Annotated in this window: 17 protein-coding genes and 1 tRNA gene; 10 read left to right on the top strand and 8 right to left on the bottom strand. The window is 67.4% G+C overall.

Annotated elements, in window-relative coordinates; translation table 11 throughout:
• Positions 1–19: 19 nt before the first annotated feature.
• Entirely contained in the window at positions 20–1,321 is a 1,302-nt protein-coding gene (locus tag Ga0080574_RS15380) for a DUF3422 family protein (RefSeq protein ID WP_076701352.1), read from the top strand.
• A 323-nt stretch (positions 1,322–1,644) separates the two neighbouring features.
• Here Ga0080574_RS15380 and Ga0080574_RS15375 read toward each other — a convergent pair whose 3' ends face one another.
• Positions 1,645–2,391: a hypothetical protein gene (locus Ga0080574_RS15375; RefSeq protein WP_076701347.1), complete on the bottom strand. Its 747-nt coding sequence runs from the start codon at positions 2,389–2,391 to the stop codon at positions 1,645–1,647.
• Between the two features lie 125 nt (positions 2,392–2,516).
• Here Ga0080574_RS15375 and Ga0080574_RS15370 point away from each other — a divergent pair, with 125 nt between their 5' ends.
• Positions 2,517–3,392, top strand: a complete 876-nt coding sequence (locus Ga0080574_RS15370; RefSeq protein ID WP_076701342.1) for a glycosyltransferase family 2 protein — start codon at positions 2,517–2,519, stop codon at positions 3,390–3,392.
• Positions 3,393–3,411: 19 nt separating this feature from the next.
• Here the strand turns inward: Ga0080574_RS15370 and Ga0080574_RS15365 are convergent, their stop codons facing one another.
• From Ga0080574_RS15365 to Ga0080574_RS15355, 3 genes are all read right to left on the bottom strand, one after another.
• On the bottom strand, positions 3,412–3,966 hold the full coding sequence (locus tag Ga0080574_RS15365) for a L,D-transpeptidase (protein WP_076701338.1): 555 nt from the start codon (positions 3,964–3,966) through the stop codon (positions 3,412–3,414).
• Positions 3,967–4,057: 91 nt separating this feature from the next.
• Positions 4,058–4,666 carry a DsbA family protein gene (locus Ga0080574_RS15360; RefSeq protein ID WP_076701333.1) on the bottom strand — a complete coding sequence of 203 codons (609 nt, stop codon included), beginning with the start codon at positions 4,664–4,666 and terminating at the stop codon, positions 4,058–4,060.
• Complete coding sequence (locus Ga0080574_RS15355; protein ID WP_237219262.1) at positions 4,663–5,370, bottom strand: L,D-transpeptidase; 708 nt, start codon at positions 5,368–5,370, stop codon at positions 4,663–4,665. The genes Ga0080574_RS15360 and Ga0080574_RS15355 overlap by 4 nt, the downstream gene beginning before the upstream one ends.
• A gap of 111 nt (positions 5,371–5,481) precedes the next feature.
• Between Ga0080574_RS15355 and Ga0080574_RS15350 the strand changes: the two genes are divergently transcribed.
• The 3 genes from Ga0080574_RS15350 to Ga0080574_RS15340 all read left to right on the top strand — a co-directional run bounded on the left by Ga0080574_RS15350 (position 5,482) and on the right by Ga0080574_RS15340 (position 10,224).
• The gene (locus Ga0080574_RS15350; RefSeq protein WP_076701325.1) at positions 5,482–6,147 is read left to right on the top strand and encodes a response regulator; all 666 of its coding nucleotides are present in this window, start codon (positions 5,482–5,484) and stop codon (positions 6,145–6,147) included.
• Positions 6,144–7,490 carry an ATP-binding protein gene (locus Ga0080574_RS15345; protein WP_076701321.1) on the top strand — a complete coding sequence of 449 codons (1,347 nt, stop codon included), beginning with the start codon at positions 6,144–6,146 and terminating at the stop codon, positions 7,488–7,490. Before Ga0080574_RS15350 ends, Ga0080574_RS15345 begins: the two co-directional genes overlap by 4 nt.
• Before the next feature lie 340 nt (positions 7,491–7,830).
• Positions 7,831–10,224 (top strand): calcium-binding protein, encoded by a 2,394-nt coding sequence (locus tag Ga0080574_RS15340; protein ID WP_076701318.1) that lies wholly within the window; start codon positions 7,831–7,833, stop codon positions 10,222–10,224.
• A 227-nt stretch (positions 10,225–10,451) separates the two neighbouring features.
• Here Ga0080574_RS15340 and Ga0080574_RS15335 read toward each other — a convergent pair.
• From Ga0080574_RS15335 to Ga0080574_RS15320, 4 genes are all read right to left on the bottom strand, one after another.
• Positions 10,452–10,528, bottom strand: a tRNA-Arg gene (locus Ga0080574_RS15335).
• A 63-nt stretch (positions 10,529–10,591) separates the two neighbouring features.
• A complete protein-coding gene (locus Ga0080574_RS15330; protein ID WP_076701313.1) occupies positions 10,592–11,974 on the bottom strand; it encodes a sensor histidine kinase in 1,383 nt (460 codons plus the stop codon).
• A 17-nt stretch (positions 11,975–11,991) separates the two neighbouring features.
• Complete coding sequence (locus tag Ga0080574_RS15325) at positions 11,992–13,410, bottom strand: dihydrolipoyl dehydrogenase family protein (RefSeq protein ID WP_076701309.1); 1,419 nt, start codon at positions 13,408–13,410, stop codon at positions 11,992–11,994.
• Positions 13,411–13,414: 4 nt separating this feature from the next.
• A complete protein-coding gene (locus tag Ga0080574_RS15320; RefSeq protein ID WP_076701305.1) occupies positions 13,415–14,170 on the bottom strand; it encodes a TVP38/TMEM64 family protein in 756 nt (251 codons plus the stop codon).
• A 257-nt stretch (positions 14,171–14,427) separates the two neighbouring features.
• Here Ga0080574_RS15320 and rpmH point away from each other — a divergent pair, with 257 nt between their 5' ends.
• The 5 genes from rpmH (at position 14,428) to Ga0080574_RS15295 (ending at position 17,778) form a co-directional block, all read left to right on the top strand.
• Entirely contained in the window at positions 14,428–14,562 is a 135-nt protein-coding gene (rpmH, locus tag Ga0080574_RS15315) for a 50S ribosomal protein L34 (RefSeq protein ID WP_076623372.1), read from the top strand.
• A 16-nt stretch (positions 14,563–14,578) separates the two neighbouring features.
• The gene (gene rnpA, locus Ga0080574_RS15310; RefSeq protein WP_076701300.1) at positions 14,579–14,998 is read left to right on the top strand and encodes a ribonuclease P protein component; all 420 of its coding nucleotides are present in this window, start codon (positions 14,579–14,581) and stop codon (positions 14,996–14,998) included.
• Positions 14,995–15,252 (top strand): membrane protein insertion efficiency factor YidD, encoded by a 258-nt coding sequence (gene yidD, locus Ga0080574_RS15305; protein ID WP_076701296.1) that lies wholly within the window; start codon positions 14,995–14,997, stop codon positions 15,250–15,252. Before rnpA ends, yidD begins: the two co-directional genes overlap by 4 nt.
• Before the next feature lie 48 nt (positions 15,253–15,300).
• Positions 15,301–16,176: a tRNA 2-thiocytidine(32) synthetase TtcA gene (gene ttcA / locus Ga0080574_RS15300; protein WP_076701292.1), complete on the top strand. Its 876-nt coding sequence runs from the start codon at positions 15,301–15,303 to the stop codon at positions 16,174–16,176.
• A 63-nt stretch (positions 16,177–16,239) separates the two neighbouring features.
• The gene (locus Ga0080574_RS15295; protein ID WP_076701287.1) at positions 16,240–17,778 is read left to right on the top strand and encodes a putative bifunctional diguanylate cyclase/phosphodiesterase; all 1,539 of its coding nucleotides are present in this window, start codon (positions 16,240–16,242) and stop codon (positions 17,776–17,778) included.
• Positions 17,779–17,795: the final 17 nt, after the last annotated feature.

Raw genomic sequence — 17,795 nt, 5'->3', positions numbered from 1 at the left:
CCACTGCAGGACCGCCCCGATGCCGCCGATAGAGGACCACCCGCTGCGCTATCAGCTCGCCAACGAGCTGCACGCCCGCCCGTTTCCGGCGCTGCGCGCGCCCTGCCGCGCGGTCTATCTGGCGATCAAGAAGGCGCAGGATGCCGCCTCGCGCGACCGGGCGCAGGATGTGGCGCATCTCAAAGCGCTGCTCGACCGCTACGGCACCCAGCACCCGCAGCCCGGCGCCACGCATTTCTCCGCCGCCATCGGCCCGCATGTGCTGAAATGGGAGCAGCATACCGAGTTCGTCACCTACACGGTGTTCCTGAACGGTCTCGGCGAGCGCCCCTTCGATCCGGCGGATTTCGACGTCTTCCCCGAGGACTGGCTGGCCAGTGCGCCCGGCGTGCGGGTGACCTCGGCGATGATCCGGGTCTGCGAACGGCCGCAGGATCCGGCAGAGACCAACGCGCTGGCCAATGACTGGCTGGTCGCCGACAGCATGGCGGTGAGCCGGGTGCTCGACGACGCGCTGGTGGTGGCGGGCGATTTCCGCATCGACCAGGGCGGGCATCTGCGCTTTGCGGTGTTCCCCACCGCCGGCACCGGCGAGCGTCGCGTCGGGCGGGTGGTGCAGCGGCTCTGCGAGATCGAGACCTACAAGGCGCTGTCGATGCTGGGCTTTACCCGAGTGCGCGCCATCGCCGCGCGGATGACCGAGATCGACGAGGAACTGACCCGGCTGATGACCGACATGACCCATGGCGAGGCGCCCGAGGAAGAGACCTTGCAGGCGCTGCTGCGGGTCTCCTCCGAGCTCGAGACGCTGGCGGCGCAGACCGCCTTCCGGCTCTCGGCGACGGGCGCCTATGAGGCGCTGGTCAGCCAGCGCATCGCGGTGCTGCGCGAAGAGCGGTTCGAGGGGCGCCAGACCTTCCGCGAATTCATGGCGCGGCGTTTCGAGCCCGCCATGCGCACGGTGAAGAGCACCGAAAAGCGGCTGGAGGCGATGTCGGCGCGGGCGATGCGGGCGGGCGATCTGCTGCGTACACGGGTCGAGGTGAAGCGCTCGGCGCAGAATCAGGAGCTGCTGGAGAGCATGGACCGCCGCGCCGATCTGCAATTGCGCCTGCAACACACGGTCGAGGGGCTCTCGGTGGTGGCGATCAGCTATTACGCGGTGTCGCTGGTGGGCTATCTGCTCTACCCGGTGGCGGGTGCCGTGGGGATCAGCAAGGGCCTGCTGACAGCGCTGACGGTGCTGCCCGTGGCGCTGGCGGTCTGGCTGGGGATCCGGCGGATCCGCAAATCGGTTGCAAAGGACGGGCCGGGGCACTGATTGCAGTCCCCGGGACGCCTGCGGTGAAGTGACTTAAGCGCAACGGAAGCCGGGCCCGGCGGCGGCCCGTGGGCTGACGCTCTCCCCATTGAATCCCTTGATTTATCCCGGCCAGATCCGAAGAACCTAGAAGCTAAGCGCTGGCGTCACCAAAGCGGCAGCCCGCCCGGACGGGTCATGCCATAGGAATGCCTTCGGCATGACGCTGGGCCCGCCTCTCGGCGTTTGCTTGCAAACGCCTGCCGGCAACACATCGCTTTGCGATGTGTGAGAGGCGGCGCTACGCGCCTTGTTCCGGGCCTCAGGTATGGGGATCAATGCCCTTAGTACCGATACCCGAGCGCCGCCTCCTGCTCCAAATCGAGCCGGTCCCGCAGAAACACCATATCCCCCTCCGACAGCCGCAACGGCGTCTCGGGGCGATCCTCCACGGATGCCAGGAACTTCGCCCCCAGCCGCTTCACGACAGGCCGATAGGGCTGCGGCGCGGGTGGCAGACTGAATTCCGCCTGAAGCTCGGCAAGGAACACCTCCGGCGCAGCCTGCACCGCCTCCAGCCGGCAGAACACCACCGCGCAGCCCCGGTTGAAGAAACTCAGCAGCCCCTGAAGCTTGGCCCGGCGCAGCGCGAAAAGATCGGCATAGGGCGCACCGGTCAGCGGGTCGCGGTCGAGTTGCAGCGGCGCGCCCACCCCGCCCAGCGCCTTGACCTGCGGGAAATAGCGCGCCCGGTCGGCAATCGTCGCCCATTCGGCGCGGATAAACTCGGAAAACGGCAGCCGCTGCATCTCCGGTGGGCAATGCCAGGGCTTGGCATGCATCGAGCGCGCCCAGTCGCCCGCATGCCGCACAACGCAGATCGCCGCCAGATCCGCCGGGATCGCGGTCATATGCGGCAGCGCGTGTTTCCAGCCAAGCTCTTCGGTCGGCGCCAGCACGGTGTTGCGCCCGATCAGCCGCTTGACGAAATTCGTCCCCGAGGAGCGCTCGCCGAACACCTGATAGCGGGTGACAGGCCGCCCCGTCGGCGCGAATTGCCAGCCGGTTTCGGAAAACGCCTGCGAAATCACTCTGCCCCGCCCCTTTTTCGGTGGTTTGCAGACAAGGATAACGCGCACCCGCGCGATTGGCGATTCTCTTTCGCCCGGCAAGCGGCTACGCTGGCGCAAACCCACGGCAAGAGGGGCAGGAGCAGATGCAATCGGTGGCCGCCGCGGTGACGATGGTTCGGGACGACGCCTTTTTCCTCAAGGCGTGGGTCGGCTATTACGGTCGCCTGCTCGGGCGCGAGAACTGCTATGTCGTCAACCATGGCCGGGGCGAAGAGATGACCCGGCTGGCCGAAGGCTGCAATATCATCGGCATTCCAGGCGATCCGCATGCGAATTTCGACATGAAGCGCTGGCGGCTGCTGAACAATCTCGTGGCCGGGCTGCGCAGCTACTACAATCACGTCATCGTCGGCGATGTCGACGAGCTGGTGGCGCTCGATCCCGCCGAGGGCGTATCGCTGCTCGACTGGCTGGCGGACAAGCCGCTGCGCCGGGTGCTGACGCCGCTGGGTCTTGAGGTGATCCACCGCATCGACCTGGAGGCCGAGGCGCTTGGCGACACGATCCTCGGCCCGCGCCGGCATCTGCGACTTGCGCCGCATTACTCCAAGCCCTGCGTCGTCTCGCTTGGCACCAAGATCGCGCGCGGCGGGCATTTCACCCAGGCCTCAAAGCTCTTCACCCCGGATCCGCTCTATCTCTTCCACCTGAAATACTGCGATTTCGCGACCTATACGGAGACGATGAACCGGCGCAACCAGGTCACCGAAGAGGTCGGCGTCGGGGTCAAGGAAGCCGCCATCGGTCGGCACTGGTTCGCCGAGGCGCGCGGCGAGGACCGCGCGGTCTTCGAGGCATTCGCCGGGCTCGAGATGCAGGAGGGCTTTGATCTGGACTGGGTGCGTAAGCGCATGCAACGCAGTTGGAAGCCGCGCGGCGACACCGGCTTCTGGCAATTCGACCGCCCGGATTACGATCTGCAATACCGGCTGCCAGAGCGCTTTTTCGGCCTGTTCTGACAGCCGGTTTCTGGTGCGATCAGATCACCCGCACCTGCGTGCCGATGGGGCAGAGCTGAAACAGCTCGGCGATCTTTTCGTTATAGAGCCCGATACAGCCGTCCGAGCTGCGCCGCCCGATCTTGCGGGTATCGTGGGTGCCGTGGATGATATAGGCGGGCCAGCTCAGATACATCGCATGGGTGCCGAGCGGATTGTCGGGGCCCGGCGGGATCGGCTTCCAGTCGGGGTAACGTTCGAGCTGCGATTGCGTCGGCGTCCAGGAGGGCCCGACCTTCTTGCGCACGATCTCTGTGTAGCCGCGCTTGGTCAGCTCCTCGGTCAGCGGCACCGAGGTGGGATAGATGCGGTAATCGCTGCCGTCGCCCGACCAGAAATGCAGCGCGCGCGAGGTGGTGTCGGCGACGATGCTGGCCACGCCGAGCGTGTCGAAATGATCGCGCCAGTCCTGCATGGAAAAGCTGGAGATATTGCGCCGGGTGATGCCTTCGGAGGCAATGGCGGGGGCGGCGAGCGTTCCGGCCGCCGCGGCGCCGAGTACCAGCGCGCCACGGCGCGTAAGGGTATGGCTCATCTGTCTGCTCCTTTGTTCTGCCACGGCATGAGGATGCCGCAGCCTCCCCCAGAGCAGCCCTGCCTTAAACCAACCTTAAGGCAGACAGCGCCTATCCCCGCCGCACCTCGGCGATGGCGGCTTTCAGCATCTCGCGGTCGAGCGCGCCGTCATAGATCACCGTCTCGACGGCAAAACCCGGCGTGCCGCGAAAGCCCAGCGCAATCGCCTGATAGGCGTTGCGCTCCATCAGCCCGTCCCAGGTCTTGCGGTTGCGCCGATAGGCGCGCAGCGCCTCTTTCGCCGGCACGACCCCGGACACCACCGCATCGACCTGGCGCTGGCTCAGCCTTCCCTGCGTGGTCATCAAGGCCTCCATCGCCGCCTCATAGGCGCCGAGGCCATGCGCACCCAGCGCCAACTGGCTCGCCCGGACGGAGGGCGCGCCGAAGATCGGCCAGTCCTTCATCACCAGACGGAGATTGCCGTCCTCGGCCAGCACGTCCTTCAGCACCGGATGCATGGCTTTGCAATACGGACACTGGTAGTCGAAATACTCCACCACCGTCACATCGCCCTCCGGATTGCCGAGAACCGGCGCGTCGGGGTCGCGCAGCACCGCCTCGACCGTCAGCTCCTGCGCCGCGGCGCCGCGCGGCAGCAGGCCGATCAGACCGGCACCGGCGCCCAGCGCAAGGCTCTCTCTGCGGGTCAGCCTCATACGTCTTCCCCGTCGGTGCCTTCTTCGGGCGGGCTGGTCCATTTGCCCGCCTCTTCCTTGCGCAGCACCACCACCTTGGCGCCCGGCTCCACCTGCTCGGCGAGATGGATGATGTCCTGATTGAAAAGCCGGATGCATCCCGAGGAGGTCGCGTGGCCGATGGTCCAGGGGCTGGAGGTGCCATGAATGCGGTAAAGCGTGTCGCGGCCATTGCGGTAGAGATAGAGCGCCCGCGCGCCCAGCGGGTTGTCGAGCCCGCCGGGCAGACCGTTGCGCACCGGCCCATAGGTCTCGGGGTCGCGTTTCAGCATATTCTTCGTGGGCGTCCAGTAAGGCCAGTCGCGCTGGAACGGGATCGTCGCCTCGCCGGCAAAGCCGTAGCCCGCCGCGCCCACCGCCACGAGATAGCGCATCGCGGTCTCGTCGCCCTGAATGTGGTAGAGATGCCGCCCGCCCGGATCGACCACGATGGTTCCCGCCGGATAGGGCGCGTAATAGGGCACGAGCTGGCGCTTGCCGGCTTCCGAGAGGTACTTGTCCGGCACCGCCGGGATCTCGCGACCGTCATCCTCGACGGCGGCATACATCGCCCGTGTCTCGGCCCCGATCTGGCCGGGCACGTCGCTTGGCGGCATGGCGCAGGCGGCAAGAAAGGCAAGCGCGGTCAGCGCGATGAGCGGGCGGAAGGGGATCTGAATGGACATGGGAGGCATGGTGGCACGGGCTCGCGGGAAAGTCATGGGGAACGGGCTGGACGGCAGAGCTTAAGACAGCCTTAAGGTTGTCCGGGCAACGGCGACGTCAAGGAAACCGGGATGCGCATATTGATCGTGGAGGATGACGAGGTGCTGGCCGACGGGCTGAGCGTGGGGCTGCGCCTGTCGGGCTTCACCGCCGACCGTGTGGCCACGCTCGCCGATGCCCGCGCCGCGCTGGAGACCTCGGACTTCGAGGGCATGGTGCTCGACATCATGCTGCCCGACGGGCTCGGGCTCGACCTGCTGGGCGAGCTCAGGGCGCGCGGCTCCGCCCTGCCGGTGCTGCTGCTCACCGCCCGCGATCAGGTGCGCGACCGGGTGCGCGGGCTCGATGCCGGGGCGGACGACTACCTCGGCAAGCCCTTCGATCTCGACGAGCTCGCGGCCCGGCTGCGCGCCATGCTGCGCCGGGGCGAAGGCCGTGCCAGCGGCGCGCTGCACTGGAACGGGCTGGAGATCGACCCGGCCACGCATACCGGCAGCCGCGACGGCGCCGCGCTACGCTTTTCCCGGCACGAATTCGCCATCCTGCACGCGCTGATGGAGCATCCCGGCCGGGTTCTGTCGCGCGCCGCACTCGAAGAGAGGCTATACGGCTGGCAGGAGGAGGTCGAGAGCAACACGGTCGAGGTGCATGTGCACAAGCTGCGCGCCAAGCTCGGGCGCGGCTTTGTGGAAACGGTGCGCGGGCTCGGCTACCGCGTCGCGGCGGAGGGGTCATGACCATCTCGATCCGGCTGCGGCTGTTCCTGATCCTGGCGCTGGCCACCGGCGCGATCTGGCTTTCGGCGGTGCTGTGGATCGAGACCTCCACCCGCGCCGAGGTCGAGCGGGTGCTCGACGCGCGGCTGGCCGAGGCCGCGACCATGGTCTCCTCGCTGATTTCCGATCACCGGATCGAGGTCGCCCATGCCGGTGGCGAGACGATGCAGGTGCCGATGCCGCCGGCGGGCGGCTACACCCGGCAGCTCTCCTGTCAGATCTGGTCGCTCGACGATGACGCGCTGGTGGGCCGCTCGGACGGCGCGCCGCAGGCCCGGCTCACCGCCGCCGAGGGTGCGGGCTATTCGCAATCCGATGTCGAGGGCGAGCCCTGGCGGGTCTTTACCGTGGTCAACCCGGCGCTTGGCGTGCGGGTGATGGTCGGCGACAGCATCGCCGTGCGCGACCGGCTGGTGCGCGACGTGATCGAGGGGCTGCTGCTGCCGGCCGCAATCATCCTGCCGCTTCTGGGCGGGCTCATCTGGATCAGCGTCGCGCGCGGGCTGGCGCCGCTCGACCGGCTCGCCGCCACGCTGCGGGCACGCTCCCCCTCGGATCTGAGCCCCCTGCCCCAGGGTCCGGCTCCGCGCGAGATAAGGCCTGTGCGCCGCGCGCTCGACACGCTCTTTGCCAGGGTCGCCGCCGCCCGCGACACCGAGCGCGATTTCACCACCTATGCCGCGCATGAGCTGAAGACGCCGCTCGCGGGCATGCGCACCCAGGCGCAGGTGCTGCGCATGGCCCCCGATGCCGAGACCCGCGCCGCCGCCCTGCGCGCCATCGAAACCTCTGTCGACCGCACCGACCGGCTGGTGCGCCAACTGCTGGAGCTTGCCGAGATCGACCGCGAGACACCGGAGCAGACCGCCGCCGACCCCGCCGCGCTGATCGGCGAGACAATGGCAGAGCTCGCCCCCCTCGCCCGCGCCCGCGAGATCGCGCTCGACAGCGACCTCGCGCCGCTGCCCGGCACCGTCCGCACCAGCCCCTTCCTGCTGCATGCGACGCTGCGCAATCTGATCGAAAACGCGATCATCGCCTCCCCCAACGGCGGCAGCGTGCGCGTCACTGCGCGGCACGCGGAGGGCGCGCTGCATATCGGCATCGCCGATGACGGCCCCGGCATCCCCGAGGATCAGCGCGCGCGCATGACCGAGCGCTTTGTGCGCGGGCCGTCAGGCTCGGGCAGCGGGCTCGGCCTCTCCATCGTGGCGAGCGCGGTCGCGCGGCTGAACGGCGCGCTGGATCTCGGAGGCCGCGATGCGGAGGGACGGCATCTGGTCTCGGTACGCCTGCCGGACTGACCCCCGGGCCGCTCACACGCGCGCTTACACGACGGTCGCGGACCGTCGCCCGTCATTTCAACCCCGAGCACCTCGCGGGCCTCCAACGAGTGTGCACGCCCGCCGCGCAAATAACCGCATGCCGGCGACCGAACGTGCAGCGACAGCGCCCGAAACGCTTTGTGACGGGTCGACGTCCCCCCGCTCATGCCATGCCGCCCTGCCCGGCGGCCCTTGCGGAAATCCCCGGAGACTTGATCCATCTGCGGTTTTCGAAGAGCATGCTTCGACACCATCCGGTGCCTGACTTTTGGGCATTTTGTATTTTCCTGACCTTTTGTGTCGCAAAGAAGAGCTTTCCATGTCCTATTGGTCTTCGCCCGCCACGACGTTCACCACCGCAGAAACCGACGGCCTGCCCTACCGATACGCCCTCACACCGGCGGATGGCGGCGGGATCCTCGATATCCGCGTTACGGATCTCTCGGGCGATTTCCCCTCGCAGAGCAGCGCCGAGGTGACCGCGCAGCGGCTTGCATCCGACGGCACGCCGGGCCCTGCCTTCAGCATCCTGGATGGCATGGCAACGACCCCGGATGCCTTCGAGATCAGCGAACTGACCGGTGGCGGCTGGATCGTGGCGGCGGTCATGTCCGCCGATGACGAATCCTTCGCGCCGCGCCTGGCGGTCCAGCTCTTGGCCGCCGATGGCAGCCCTGCGACGGCGCCGATGGTTTTTACCAATCCCGGCGCCGACGGGCGCATGCCCCTCGATCCCGGCACGGCGCGGGTGCGCGCCGATCCCGACGTTTTTTCCGTCTCCTGGTATCGCCCGACATGGGACGTGGCCACCCGCCCGGACGGCACCATTGTCGTGGGTGGCAGCGCGGTGATCGACGGCGTGAATCACATCGTCCTTCAGGCCTATGATGCCTCGGGCAACCCGGTGGGAGCGCGGCAAATGCTGGCGCAGGATCGCGCGCCGGGCCTCATCGACCTGACCGCAGCCGCAAATGGCGATATTCTGGTCACTTGGAACGACGGTGTCACGGGTATCGAGATGGCGACCCTTTCGGCAGAGGGGGACTTGACGGAGCGTCCCGTCGAGGCCGGGATCGGTGGACGGGGCATGACCTTCTATTCGGATGAGGGCGACGTCGCGTTCTTCTGGCAGACCTATACCCCCAGCCCTTACACGACCGGCGGGAGCTATGTCCGCTATATGCAGACCGGCGATGTCACCGAGCTTTCCGACCCGATTCGGCTCGAAGCCTTCATCACGGAGGGCAGCACGCCCGGCTTCGAGGCGGCGCCGTTGGGCGGTGGCCTCTACGCGATGGTGCGCGATCACGGTTATTATCAGACGGGCGAGAACACCTTGCAGGAAGGGGCCGGTGTTGCGGTCTTCGACGCCGATGGCTGGCAATATGGCAGAACGCTTCTGTTTCCGGACACGGACCAGAGCCGAACCCTCGGAATCGGCGGTACAAGTGTGCAGGACGGCGCGCTGATCGTGTGGCGAGAGGCCGTGCTCGGACAGACTCGACAGCGCGAGATCGCGACGATGGATCTGCCGGAACAACATTCGGGAACCGCCGGCGACGACCGGATTGCACTCACATCCGCCGGTTTCGTGCTGGCCGGTGCGGGCGATGACCATGTAACCGGATCGGACGAAAACGATGTACTGGACGGCGGCGATGGCAACGATACCCTGCTTGGCGGCGGCGGTGACGACCTGCTGCGCTTCGGGCAGGAAACCGGCTATGGCGATGGCGGCACAGGCCACGATATCGTGCATCTGGATCTGTTCGACCGGATGTATGCCGAGTTCGAACGGCCCGCGGATCTGGTGTTTGCCGATGTCTTCACGCTGAACCCCGACGGCACGCTGCATCTGCGCTACGGCGCGGCGGACCTGACATTGCTCAACTTCGACGAATTCATCTTCAACGGCCACTACGTCCGCTATGGCAGCATCGTCAGCAACTTCTTTTCGGGCCCTGCGGAAGAATACCGCGATCTGTCGATCAACAACCCGACCACCGGGCAGGTCTTCGGCGCGGGCGGTGGCAATGACCGGGTGCTCGGCACGCCGTTTGACGACCGTCTCTATATGGGCGAGGGCGACGATCAGGCGCTTGGCGGAACCGGCGCCGACGAACTGCATGGCGCCGCCGGCAACGATTGGCTGCATGGCTCTGATGGGAACGACCCCACCAATGATCGCAGCGATACGATTTTCGGCGGTGAGGGCAATGACACGCTTCTTGGCGGATACGGCAACGATTCCCTTTACGGGATGGAAGACGCCGATCTGATTCAAGGCGGTTACGGGGCCGACACGCTGGCGGGCCAGACCGGAAACGACAGCCTCAGCGGCGGCGCCTGGGGCGACGCGCTCTTCGGCAATGCCGGAGATGATTTCCTCAATGGCGGCTACGGGTTCGACCGCCTCAGTGGCGGCGCGGGCGCAGACAGATTCTTTCATATCGGCCTTTACGGGCACGGGACCGACTGGATTCAGGATTACGCCGCGGAGGATGGGGATGTGCTCATCCTCGGCAGAGCCGCCGTGCGGTCCAATCTCCAGATAAATTTCGCGGAAACCGCCGGCGCCGGGACAGACGGGGTGGCGGAGGCTTTTGTCATCTACAGGCCCACGGGACAGATCCTGTGGGCGCTGGTGGACGGCGCCGCGCAGGACGAGATCAACGTCATGCTGGGCGGAACGGAATACGATCTGCTGGTCTAGGATCCGGCGCGCGGCATCGCGCCTGCCATGCGAAGCGGGCCACACCGGCCCGGGCCGCCGCGACACATCGGGGATGAGCAGCGGGACACTCTGAGCCGGCTTGTCAGCCGGGGAAAACGTCGCGGGCTTCGCTTGTGCAGGGGCAGCCGGAAACCCTCGCCACCCCACCAATCCACTGACCGGAAAAGAAAAAGGCCCGATGCGCTATGCATCGAGCCTTTGAATTCTGGCGGACCGAGGAGGATTCGAACCCCCGACCCCTTGATTCGTAGTCAAGTACTCTATCCAGCTGAGCTATCGGTCCGTGGAGGTGGGATCTAGCCTCCAGCGCCGGGCAATGCAAGGGCCTTTCTGAAAGAATTTCGTCTCAGCCCACATCTCCCATCGGCAGGCGGATTTCGAAACAGGTTCCGGCGTCGTCCGACCGCGCAAGGCGCAGCGTGCCGCCGTGGTTTCGCACCAGCTCGGCGACGATGGCCAGCCCCAGCCCCGCGCCGCCCTTGCGCACACCGCCCTGGAACGGCTGGAACAGATGATCGCGCGCCTTGGGCGGCAGGCCGGGGCCGGTATCGGTGACCTCGATCACCCAGGCATCGTCTTCGACACGCGCCGCAACGCTGATCTCGCCCGGCTCGCCCGAGCCGGTGATCGCCTGCCGGGCGTTGCGCACCAGGTTGCTGATCACACGGTAGATCTGCTCGGGATCGCCGCGCATCTGCAAGGAGCCGGGAATGTCCTCGGATAGGCTCAGATCGTGGTCGTCGATGGCCAGCCGCTCCGCCTCCAGCACCTCGTTGACCAGCTCGGCGAGGTTGAACTGCGTGAGCACCGGTGCCGGCTCCTCGGCCTTGCCGAAGGCCAGCGTGTTCTCGCAGAGCGACACGGCGCGGGTGATCGAGCCCACCAGCTTGGGCGCCATGCGCTTGACCGAAGGATCCTCCGACATCTCGATCCGGTCGGTGAAAAGCTGCGCCGAGGTCAGGATATTGCGCAGATCGTGGCTCACCCGCGCCACCGCGCCGCCGAGCTGCGCCAGCCGCTCCTTTTGCCGCAGCGAGGCGGAGAGCTGGGTTTCGAGCGATTTCAGCGCCTCCTCGGCCTCGCGCAGCTCCAGCACGCCGGCGGAGGGGCGGATGATGCGCCGTGCGTCCTCCGGCGCCTCGGAAAAGCGCCGCATCTCGGCCACCACGCCCTTGATCGGCTTCACCAGCAGCCGGCGCACCGCGAGGAAGAGCAGCAGCGCGGTGATCACCGAGATCACCGCCGAGAGCAGCAGGATTCGCAGCCCGTATTCCAGCATCGCATCTCGCAGCGGCATGCTGTCCATGGTGACCTCGATCAGCTGCCCCGCCTCGCGCGAGGGGTAGCCGATCACCCGGATCAGCCGCGGCGCCGGATCGACCAGCCGGGCGATGGCGTCGCGCATCAGGATCAGCGGTCCGGCCTTGCGCAGATCGTAGCTTTGCGAGACAGCGCCCGGCATCGGCGAGGACAGCATCAGCTCGCGCGTGGCATTGCGTTGCAGCGCGACGTTATAGACCTCGGCATTGGCCAGCAGCTCGCGCTCCAGATCCGGGTCGATCATGTCGTCGGCAAGCAGCGCCAGCGAGGCGATCTGCGCACGCTCCAGCCGGTCGAAGAGATAGTCTTCGCGGAAGCGCGCCACCGAGGGCACGAAGATCAGCACTTCGGCCAGCATCACGAACACGGTCGTGAGGATCAGGAAACGGCCGGAGAGCGAATTGAGCATAGAGGGTCTTTGTCCCGTCAGGGCAGCCAGCGCTGCACCAGTCCTACAACTTTTTTCACTGTTTCGTTTTCGAACAGACGTGGAGAGAAATAGGTTCCCGCGAGGCGTTTGTTAAGTTCCCCAATTGTGGGGTAAGGCACAACCATCCCGGCGATATCGCTCATCTTGAGCCTTGCCGAGAGCGCCAGCGCCCAGAGCCCGATCAGCTCGCCCGCCTGCGCCCCCGCCATGGAGGCGCCCACCGGGCGGCCCTTGACCACCATCACCTTGAGCAGCCCGGCGCTCTGACGCATGGCGATGGCGCGGTCATTGTGCTGATAGGGCAGCCGGATGACCTCGAGCCTATCGCCATGGATCCGGCGCGCCTCGGTCTCGGTCAGCCCGACCTGCGCCAGTTCCGGTGCGGTATAGGTGGCACGCGGCAGGATCTGCGGCTTGACCTTCACCGGCAGACCGAAGAGCGCATTCCGCACCACGAGGCCGGCGTGATAGCCCGCCACATGGGTGAATTGCGGCCCGCCCGAGACGTCGCCGATGGCATAGACCCGGCGATTCGTCGTCCGCAGCCCCTCGTCGACGGCAATCCCCGCCTGCGCGGTCTCGATGCCGGCGGCGTCGAGCCCCAGCCCGTCGATATTCGGCCGCCGCCCGACGGCCACCAGCAGATGCGTGCCGCGATGCACGGCGCCATCCGCCGTTTCCACTTCGATGGCACCGCCCTGCCCGCGCACGGTGCGGGCCTGGGTGTCCTCAAGGATCGTCACCCCCTCGGCGCGCAGCTCCTCCAGCACGATGGCGGCGAGCTCCGGATCTTCGCGCCCCAGCGCCCGCTGCGCCTCGATCACCGTGACCTCGCTGCCCAGCCGCCGATGCGCCTGCGCCATTTCCAGCCCGATCGGGCCGCCGCCGATCACCAGCAGATGCCCGGGCCGCTCACGCAGCTGCCAGAGGGTTTCGTTGGTCAGATACGGCACGTCCGAGAGCCCGGGTATGGGCGGCACGAAGGGCGAGGAACCGGTGGCGATCACGATGCGCCGGGCGGCGATGACATGCGCGCCGGCCTGCACCTCCGTCGGCGAGACAAAGCGCCCGGCCTCGCGGATCACCGTCACCCCGAAGCCTTCGAAGCGCTCCTGACTGTCCATCGGCGCGATCCGCGCGATGGTCTCGGCCACATGCGCCTGGGCGGCGGCGTAATCCACCTGCGGCGCGACATCGGCGACACCGAAAGCCTCCGCATGCGCCATGCGGTGGGCGCGGCTGGCGCTGGCGATCAGCGCCTTCGACGGCACGCAGCCGTAATTCAGGCAGTCGCCGCCCATCTCGCCGGGCTCCAGCAACACCACCTTTGCGCCCATCTGCGCCGCCCCGGCGGCCACCGAGAGCCCGCCGGAGCCGGCGCCGATCACCAGAAAGTCCGTCTTCATACGCTGCATCGGCTCAAAGCTCCTTCTTGCCGCGCAGCGCGCGGATCACCATCGGCAGCGCCGCCAGCGCCGCGAGCCCCAGCAGCGGGCCCAGCACATGCGGTGCCCAGAGCAGGCTCAGATCCGGTTTCTCGCCCCGGTCGAACACCTCGCCGACACCGACGCCGATGGAGGTGAAGACCAGCGCGCCGGGGACGATGCCCAGCGCCGTGGTCCAGACGAAATTCCAGAACCGCACCCCCACCAGCGCCGGCAGCAGGTTGGCGACGAAGAACGGCACCGCCGGCACCAGCCGCAGCAGGAACAACACGCTCACTTCATGCTCGCGCAGCCCCGCCTTGATCTTGCCCAGCGTGCCCTCCGAGGCTTCCATCCGCGCCGCCAGCGCCCGGCCAAGGCCTGCGCGCGCGGCGAGAAAGATCAGCATCGCGCCTAGCGTGGCGGCAACCACGTTGAAGACCGTGCCCGCCGCCAGCCCGAAAAGGAACCCGCCGGTGACCGAGGCCACCGCCGCGCCGGGCAGCGAAAACGCCACGATGACCACATAGGCCAGCACGAACCCGCCGGCGATCAGCGCGTAGTGGCTGTCGCGCAGCGCCAGCAGCGCCTCGCGGTTCTCGGCAAGCGTGTCGAAGCTCAGGTAATCGCGCAGCGTCAGGAACCCCAGCGCCGCAGCGACAAGGATCGCCACCAGCGGCAGGTGGCGGGCAAGGCTGCGTTTCGGCGGGGCGGCCATGGCGGTCTCGGTATCGGTTCGGGTCTCTGTCATGTCATGGAAGATGCGGGAACGGCACGCGCCGCAACAGCCCCTTCACGCCGCCTTGATCCGGAGTGACCCGGCAGGGCAGCAATTGCGGGCGGAGCGTGAGGCGTTGTAACAATTGCGCCACGCCACCCGGCGCGAAATGTTGCAGCTTTCGCGCGATAGAGGTTTGACATGCGTCCGGCGCCTCCCTATAGCACGGGCTTCGAATGATACCGCCCGGCGAATCCGTCCCGGGTGACCGAGAAACGGAGTAGAGCGCGATGAAACGCACCTTTCAGCCGTCGAACCTGGTTCGCAAGCGCCGTCACGGCTTCCGCGCCCGCATGGCGACCAAAGCGGGCCGCAAGGTCCTGAACGCGCGCCGCGCCCGCGGCCGCAAGCAGCTCAGCGCCTGAGCCGCGCGCTCTGCCCATGGCGGAGCGGGACGCATCGACCGACACAGGGGCCGTTTCGGAAGAGTCCGGGGCGGTCTTTTGTCGTGACCCGATCAGGCTTTCCACGCTGACGAAACGCGGCGAATTTCTCGCCGCCGCCCGCGCGCGCCGTCAGCCCGCGGGCTCCATGCTTGTGCAGGCCCGGCAGCGGGGCGATGACGATCCGGCGATCCGCGTCGGCTTTACCTGCTCCAAGAAGGTCGGCAACGCCGTCGCCCGCAACCGCGCCAAGCGGCGTCTGCGCGAGGTGGCGCGGCTGTCGCTGCCGGGGCTCGGACGACCCGGCTGGGATTACGTGCTGATCGGCTTTCGCGACGCCACCGCCGCGCGCCCCTTCGATCTGCTGCAACGCGATTTCGAGCGTGCCCTGCGCAAGCTCCACGGCGAGACGGCATGAGCCCGCTCGCCCATATCGCCGCCCTGCCCGTGCGCTTCTATCGCTTGGTGTTTTCGCCCTGGGTCGGCCATGGCTGCCGCTACCAGCCCACCTGCTCGGCCTATGCGCTGGAAGCACTGGAGAAACACGGCGCGTTCAAGGGAAGCTGGCTCGCCGCCCGCCGCATCCTGCGCTGCCACCCTTGGGGCGGCCATGGCATCGACAACGTGCCCGAGGCCGCGCCGCATCGCCACCGGCATGGCGGCGACGGGTAGCGGCGTGCCGCTTTCCAACGCCCCCGCCCCGCGCTAAGAGCTGACCTCATGTTCGACACTGCCGACGATATCCACCCGCTGTTCTACGGCGCTCCCAAAAGCACCGAGTTCAAGAAGCTGCGCAAGCGCATCGTGCAGAACGTGCGCGAGGCGGTGGAGCATTACGGCATGGTCGAGCGGCGCGAGGACGGCAGCACGCCGAAATGGCTGGTCTGCCTGTCCGGCGGCAAGGACAGCTATACGCTGCTCGCCATCCTGCACGAGCTGAAATGGCGGGGCATGCTGCCGGTGGATCTGCTGGCCTGCAATCTCGATCAGGGCCAGCCGGGCTTTCCCGCGACGGTGCTGCCGGAGTTCCTCGAAAAGATGCAGGTGCCGCACCGGATCGAGTATCAGGACACCTATTCCATCGTCGTCGACAAGGTGCCGCAGGGCCGCACCTTTTGCGCGCTCTGCTCGCGGCTGCGGCGCGGCAATCTCTACCGCATCGCCCGCGAAGAGGGCTGCTCGGCGGTGGTGCTGGGCCATCACCGCGACGACATTCTCGAGACCTTCTTCATGAACCTGTTTCACGGCGGACGGCTGGCGACCATGCCGCCGAAGCTGGTGAACGAGGAGGGCGATCTCTTCGTCTATCGCCCGCTGGCACATGTGGCCGAGGTGGATTGCGAGAAATTCGCCCGCGCGATGAATTACCCGATCATTCCCTGCGATCTCTGCGGCAGCCAGGACGGGCTCCAGCGCCAGCAGGTCAAGCAGATTCTCGATCAGTGGGAAAAGAACAGCCCCGGGCGGCGGCAGGTGATGTTCCGCTCGCTGATGAACATCCGGCCCTCGCATATGCTCGACCCGAAACTCTTCGATTTCGCCGGGCTGATGCGAGGCGAGGCGCCGGAAAAATCCGACATTCCGGACCTGCGTTAAGTCTCGGGTTACATCCTTGTTCTAGTCCTGTTCCCGTCCGCAACAATGCAAAGGGGCGGGGCGATGAAATCTCGGCTGACCGCAGGGCTGATCCGGCACCGCGCGTCCATGTCAAAATGGATCCACGGCCCGCATATGCTGGCCTTCCTGCCGGCGCTGTCTCTGGCGGGGTTCTGGCTGGGGGGCGAAATGGCGCTGATAGCCGTCGCGCTCGGCCTGCCCGCCGCCTATGCGCTGTTTTCCGATGGCGCCGGCGTGCGCGATCCCGGCGGCCCGCTGCCCGATCTGGTCGATACCGCAGCCGCGCAGGATCTGGCCGAACAGGTCATGACCCAGGCGCACGACGCCAATCTGGCCACCGCCTGTTTCCTGGTGGAGGCGGAGGGGCTCGACAGTGTCGCACGCCGCGCCGGGGACGATTCCGCGCAGGTGCTGCGCGACGTGATGCTTGCCCGCCTGCGCGCTGTCATCCGCCGCAACGATCGGGCGGTGCGGGTGGGCGACGCGCGCTTCATGGTGCTGCTCGGCCCCTCGCTGCGCCTCGATCTGGAGGCGCTGCTGACGCTCGCCAACCGCATGCAGCGCGGGCTGGAGGAACCGGCCCAGACCGAAACCGGCACGCATTACCTCTCTGCCGCCATCGGGTTTTGCGGCTCGACCCGGCTGCGCGGCCAGTCCGGCGGCGCCCGGCTGCTCGAGGCGGCGCAGGCCGCGCTGTCGGAGGCGCTGGCCAACGGCCCCTCGGCGATTCGCGCCTGGTCAGAGAGCATGCGCGCCGAACGCAAGGCACGCAAAACCCTGCTCAGCGAGGTTGAGCGCGCGCTGGCCAAGGGGCAGATCCAGCCCTGGTTCCAGCCGCAGCTCTGCACCTCCACCGGGCAGATCAGCGGCGTCGAGGCGCTGGCGCGCTGGCTGCATCCCGAGCGCGGCATCGTCCCCCCGGCAGAATTCCTCGACGCGCTGGAGGATGCCGGCCAGATGGACCGGCTGAGCGAGGTGGTGCTGCAATACAGTCTCACAGCGCTGCGCGGCTGGGACGAGGCCGGGGTCGAAATCCCCCGGGTGAGCGCGAATTTCTCCGATGTCGAGCTGCGCAGCCCGCAGCTCATCGAACGCATCAAATGGGAGCTCGACCGCTTCGCCATGCCCGCCTCGCGCCTCGGGGTCGAGGTGCTGGAGACGGTGATCGCGGAATCGCCCGAGGGGGTCGTGGCGCGCAATATCGTGGGGCTGTCGCAGCTTGGCTGCCAGATCGACCTCGACGATTTCGGCACCGGCCATGCCTCGATCACCGCGCTGCGCCGCTTTACCGTGAACCGGCTGAAGATCGACCGCAGCTTCGTCACCCGAGTCGACCGCGACGAGGAGCAGCGCCGGATGCTCGCCGCCGTGCTCGGCCTCGCCGACCGTCTGGGTCTGGAAACCGTGGCCGAGGGGGTCGAGAGCGTCGCCGAACACGCGTTGCTCTCGCAGCTCGGCTGCGACCATGTGCAGGGGTTCGGCATCGCCCGCCCGATGCCCGCCGACCGGCTCGCCGACTGGGCGCGCGCCCATGCAGAACGGATCGCCGCGGCGCAGAATATCGGGCGCGGCACCGGCTGAGGGCCGCTGCTCCAAAA

The sequence above is a fragment of the Salipiger abyssi genome (genome assembly GCF_001975705.1).
Taxonomy (GTDB): Bacteria; Pseudomonadota; Alphaproteobacteria; order Rhodobacterales; family Rhodobacteraceae; genus Salipiger; species Salipiger abyssi.
This window is presented reverse-complemented; position numbering and strand designations above follow the sequence as displayed.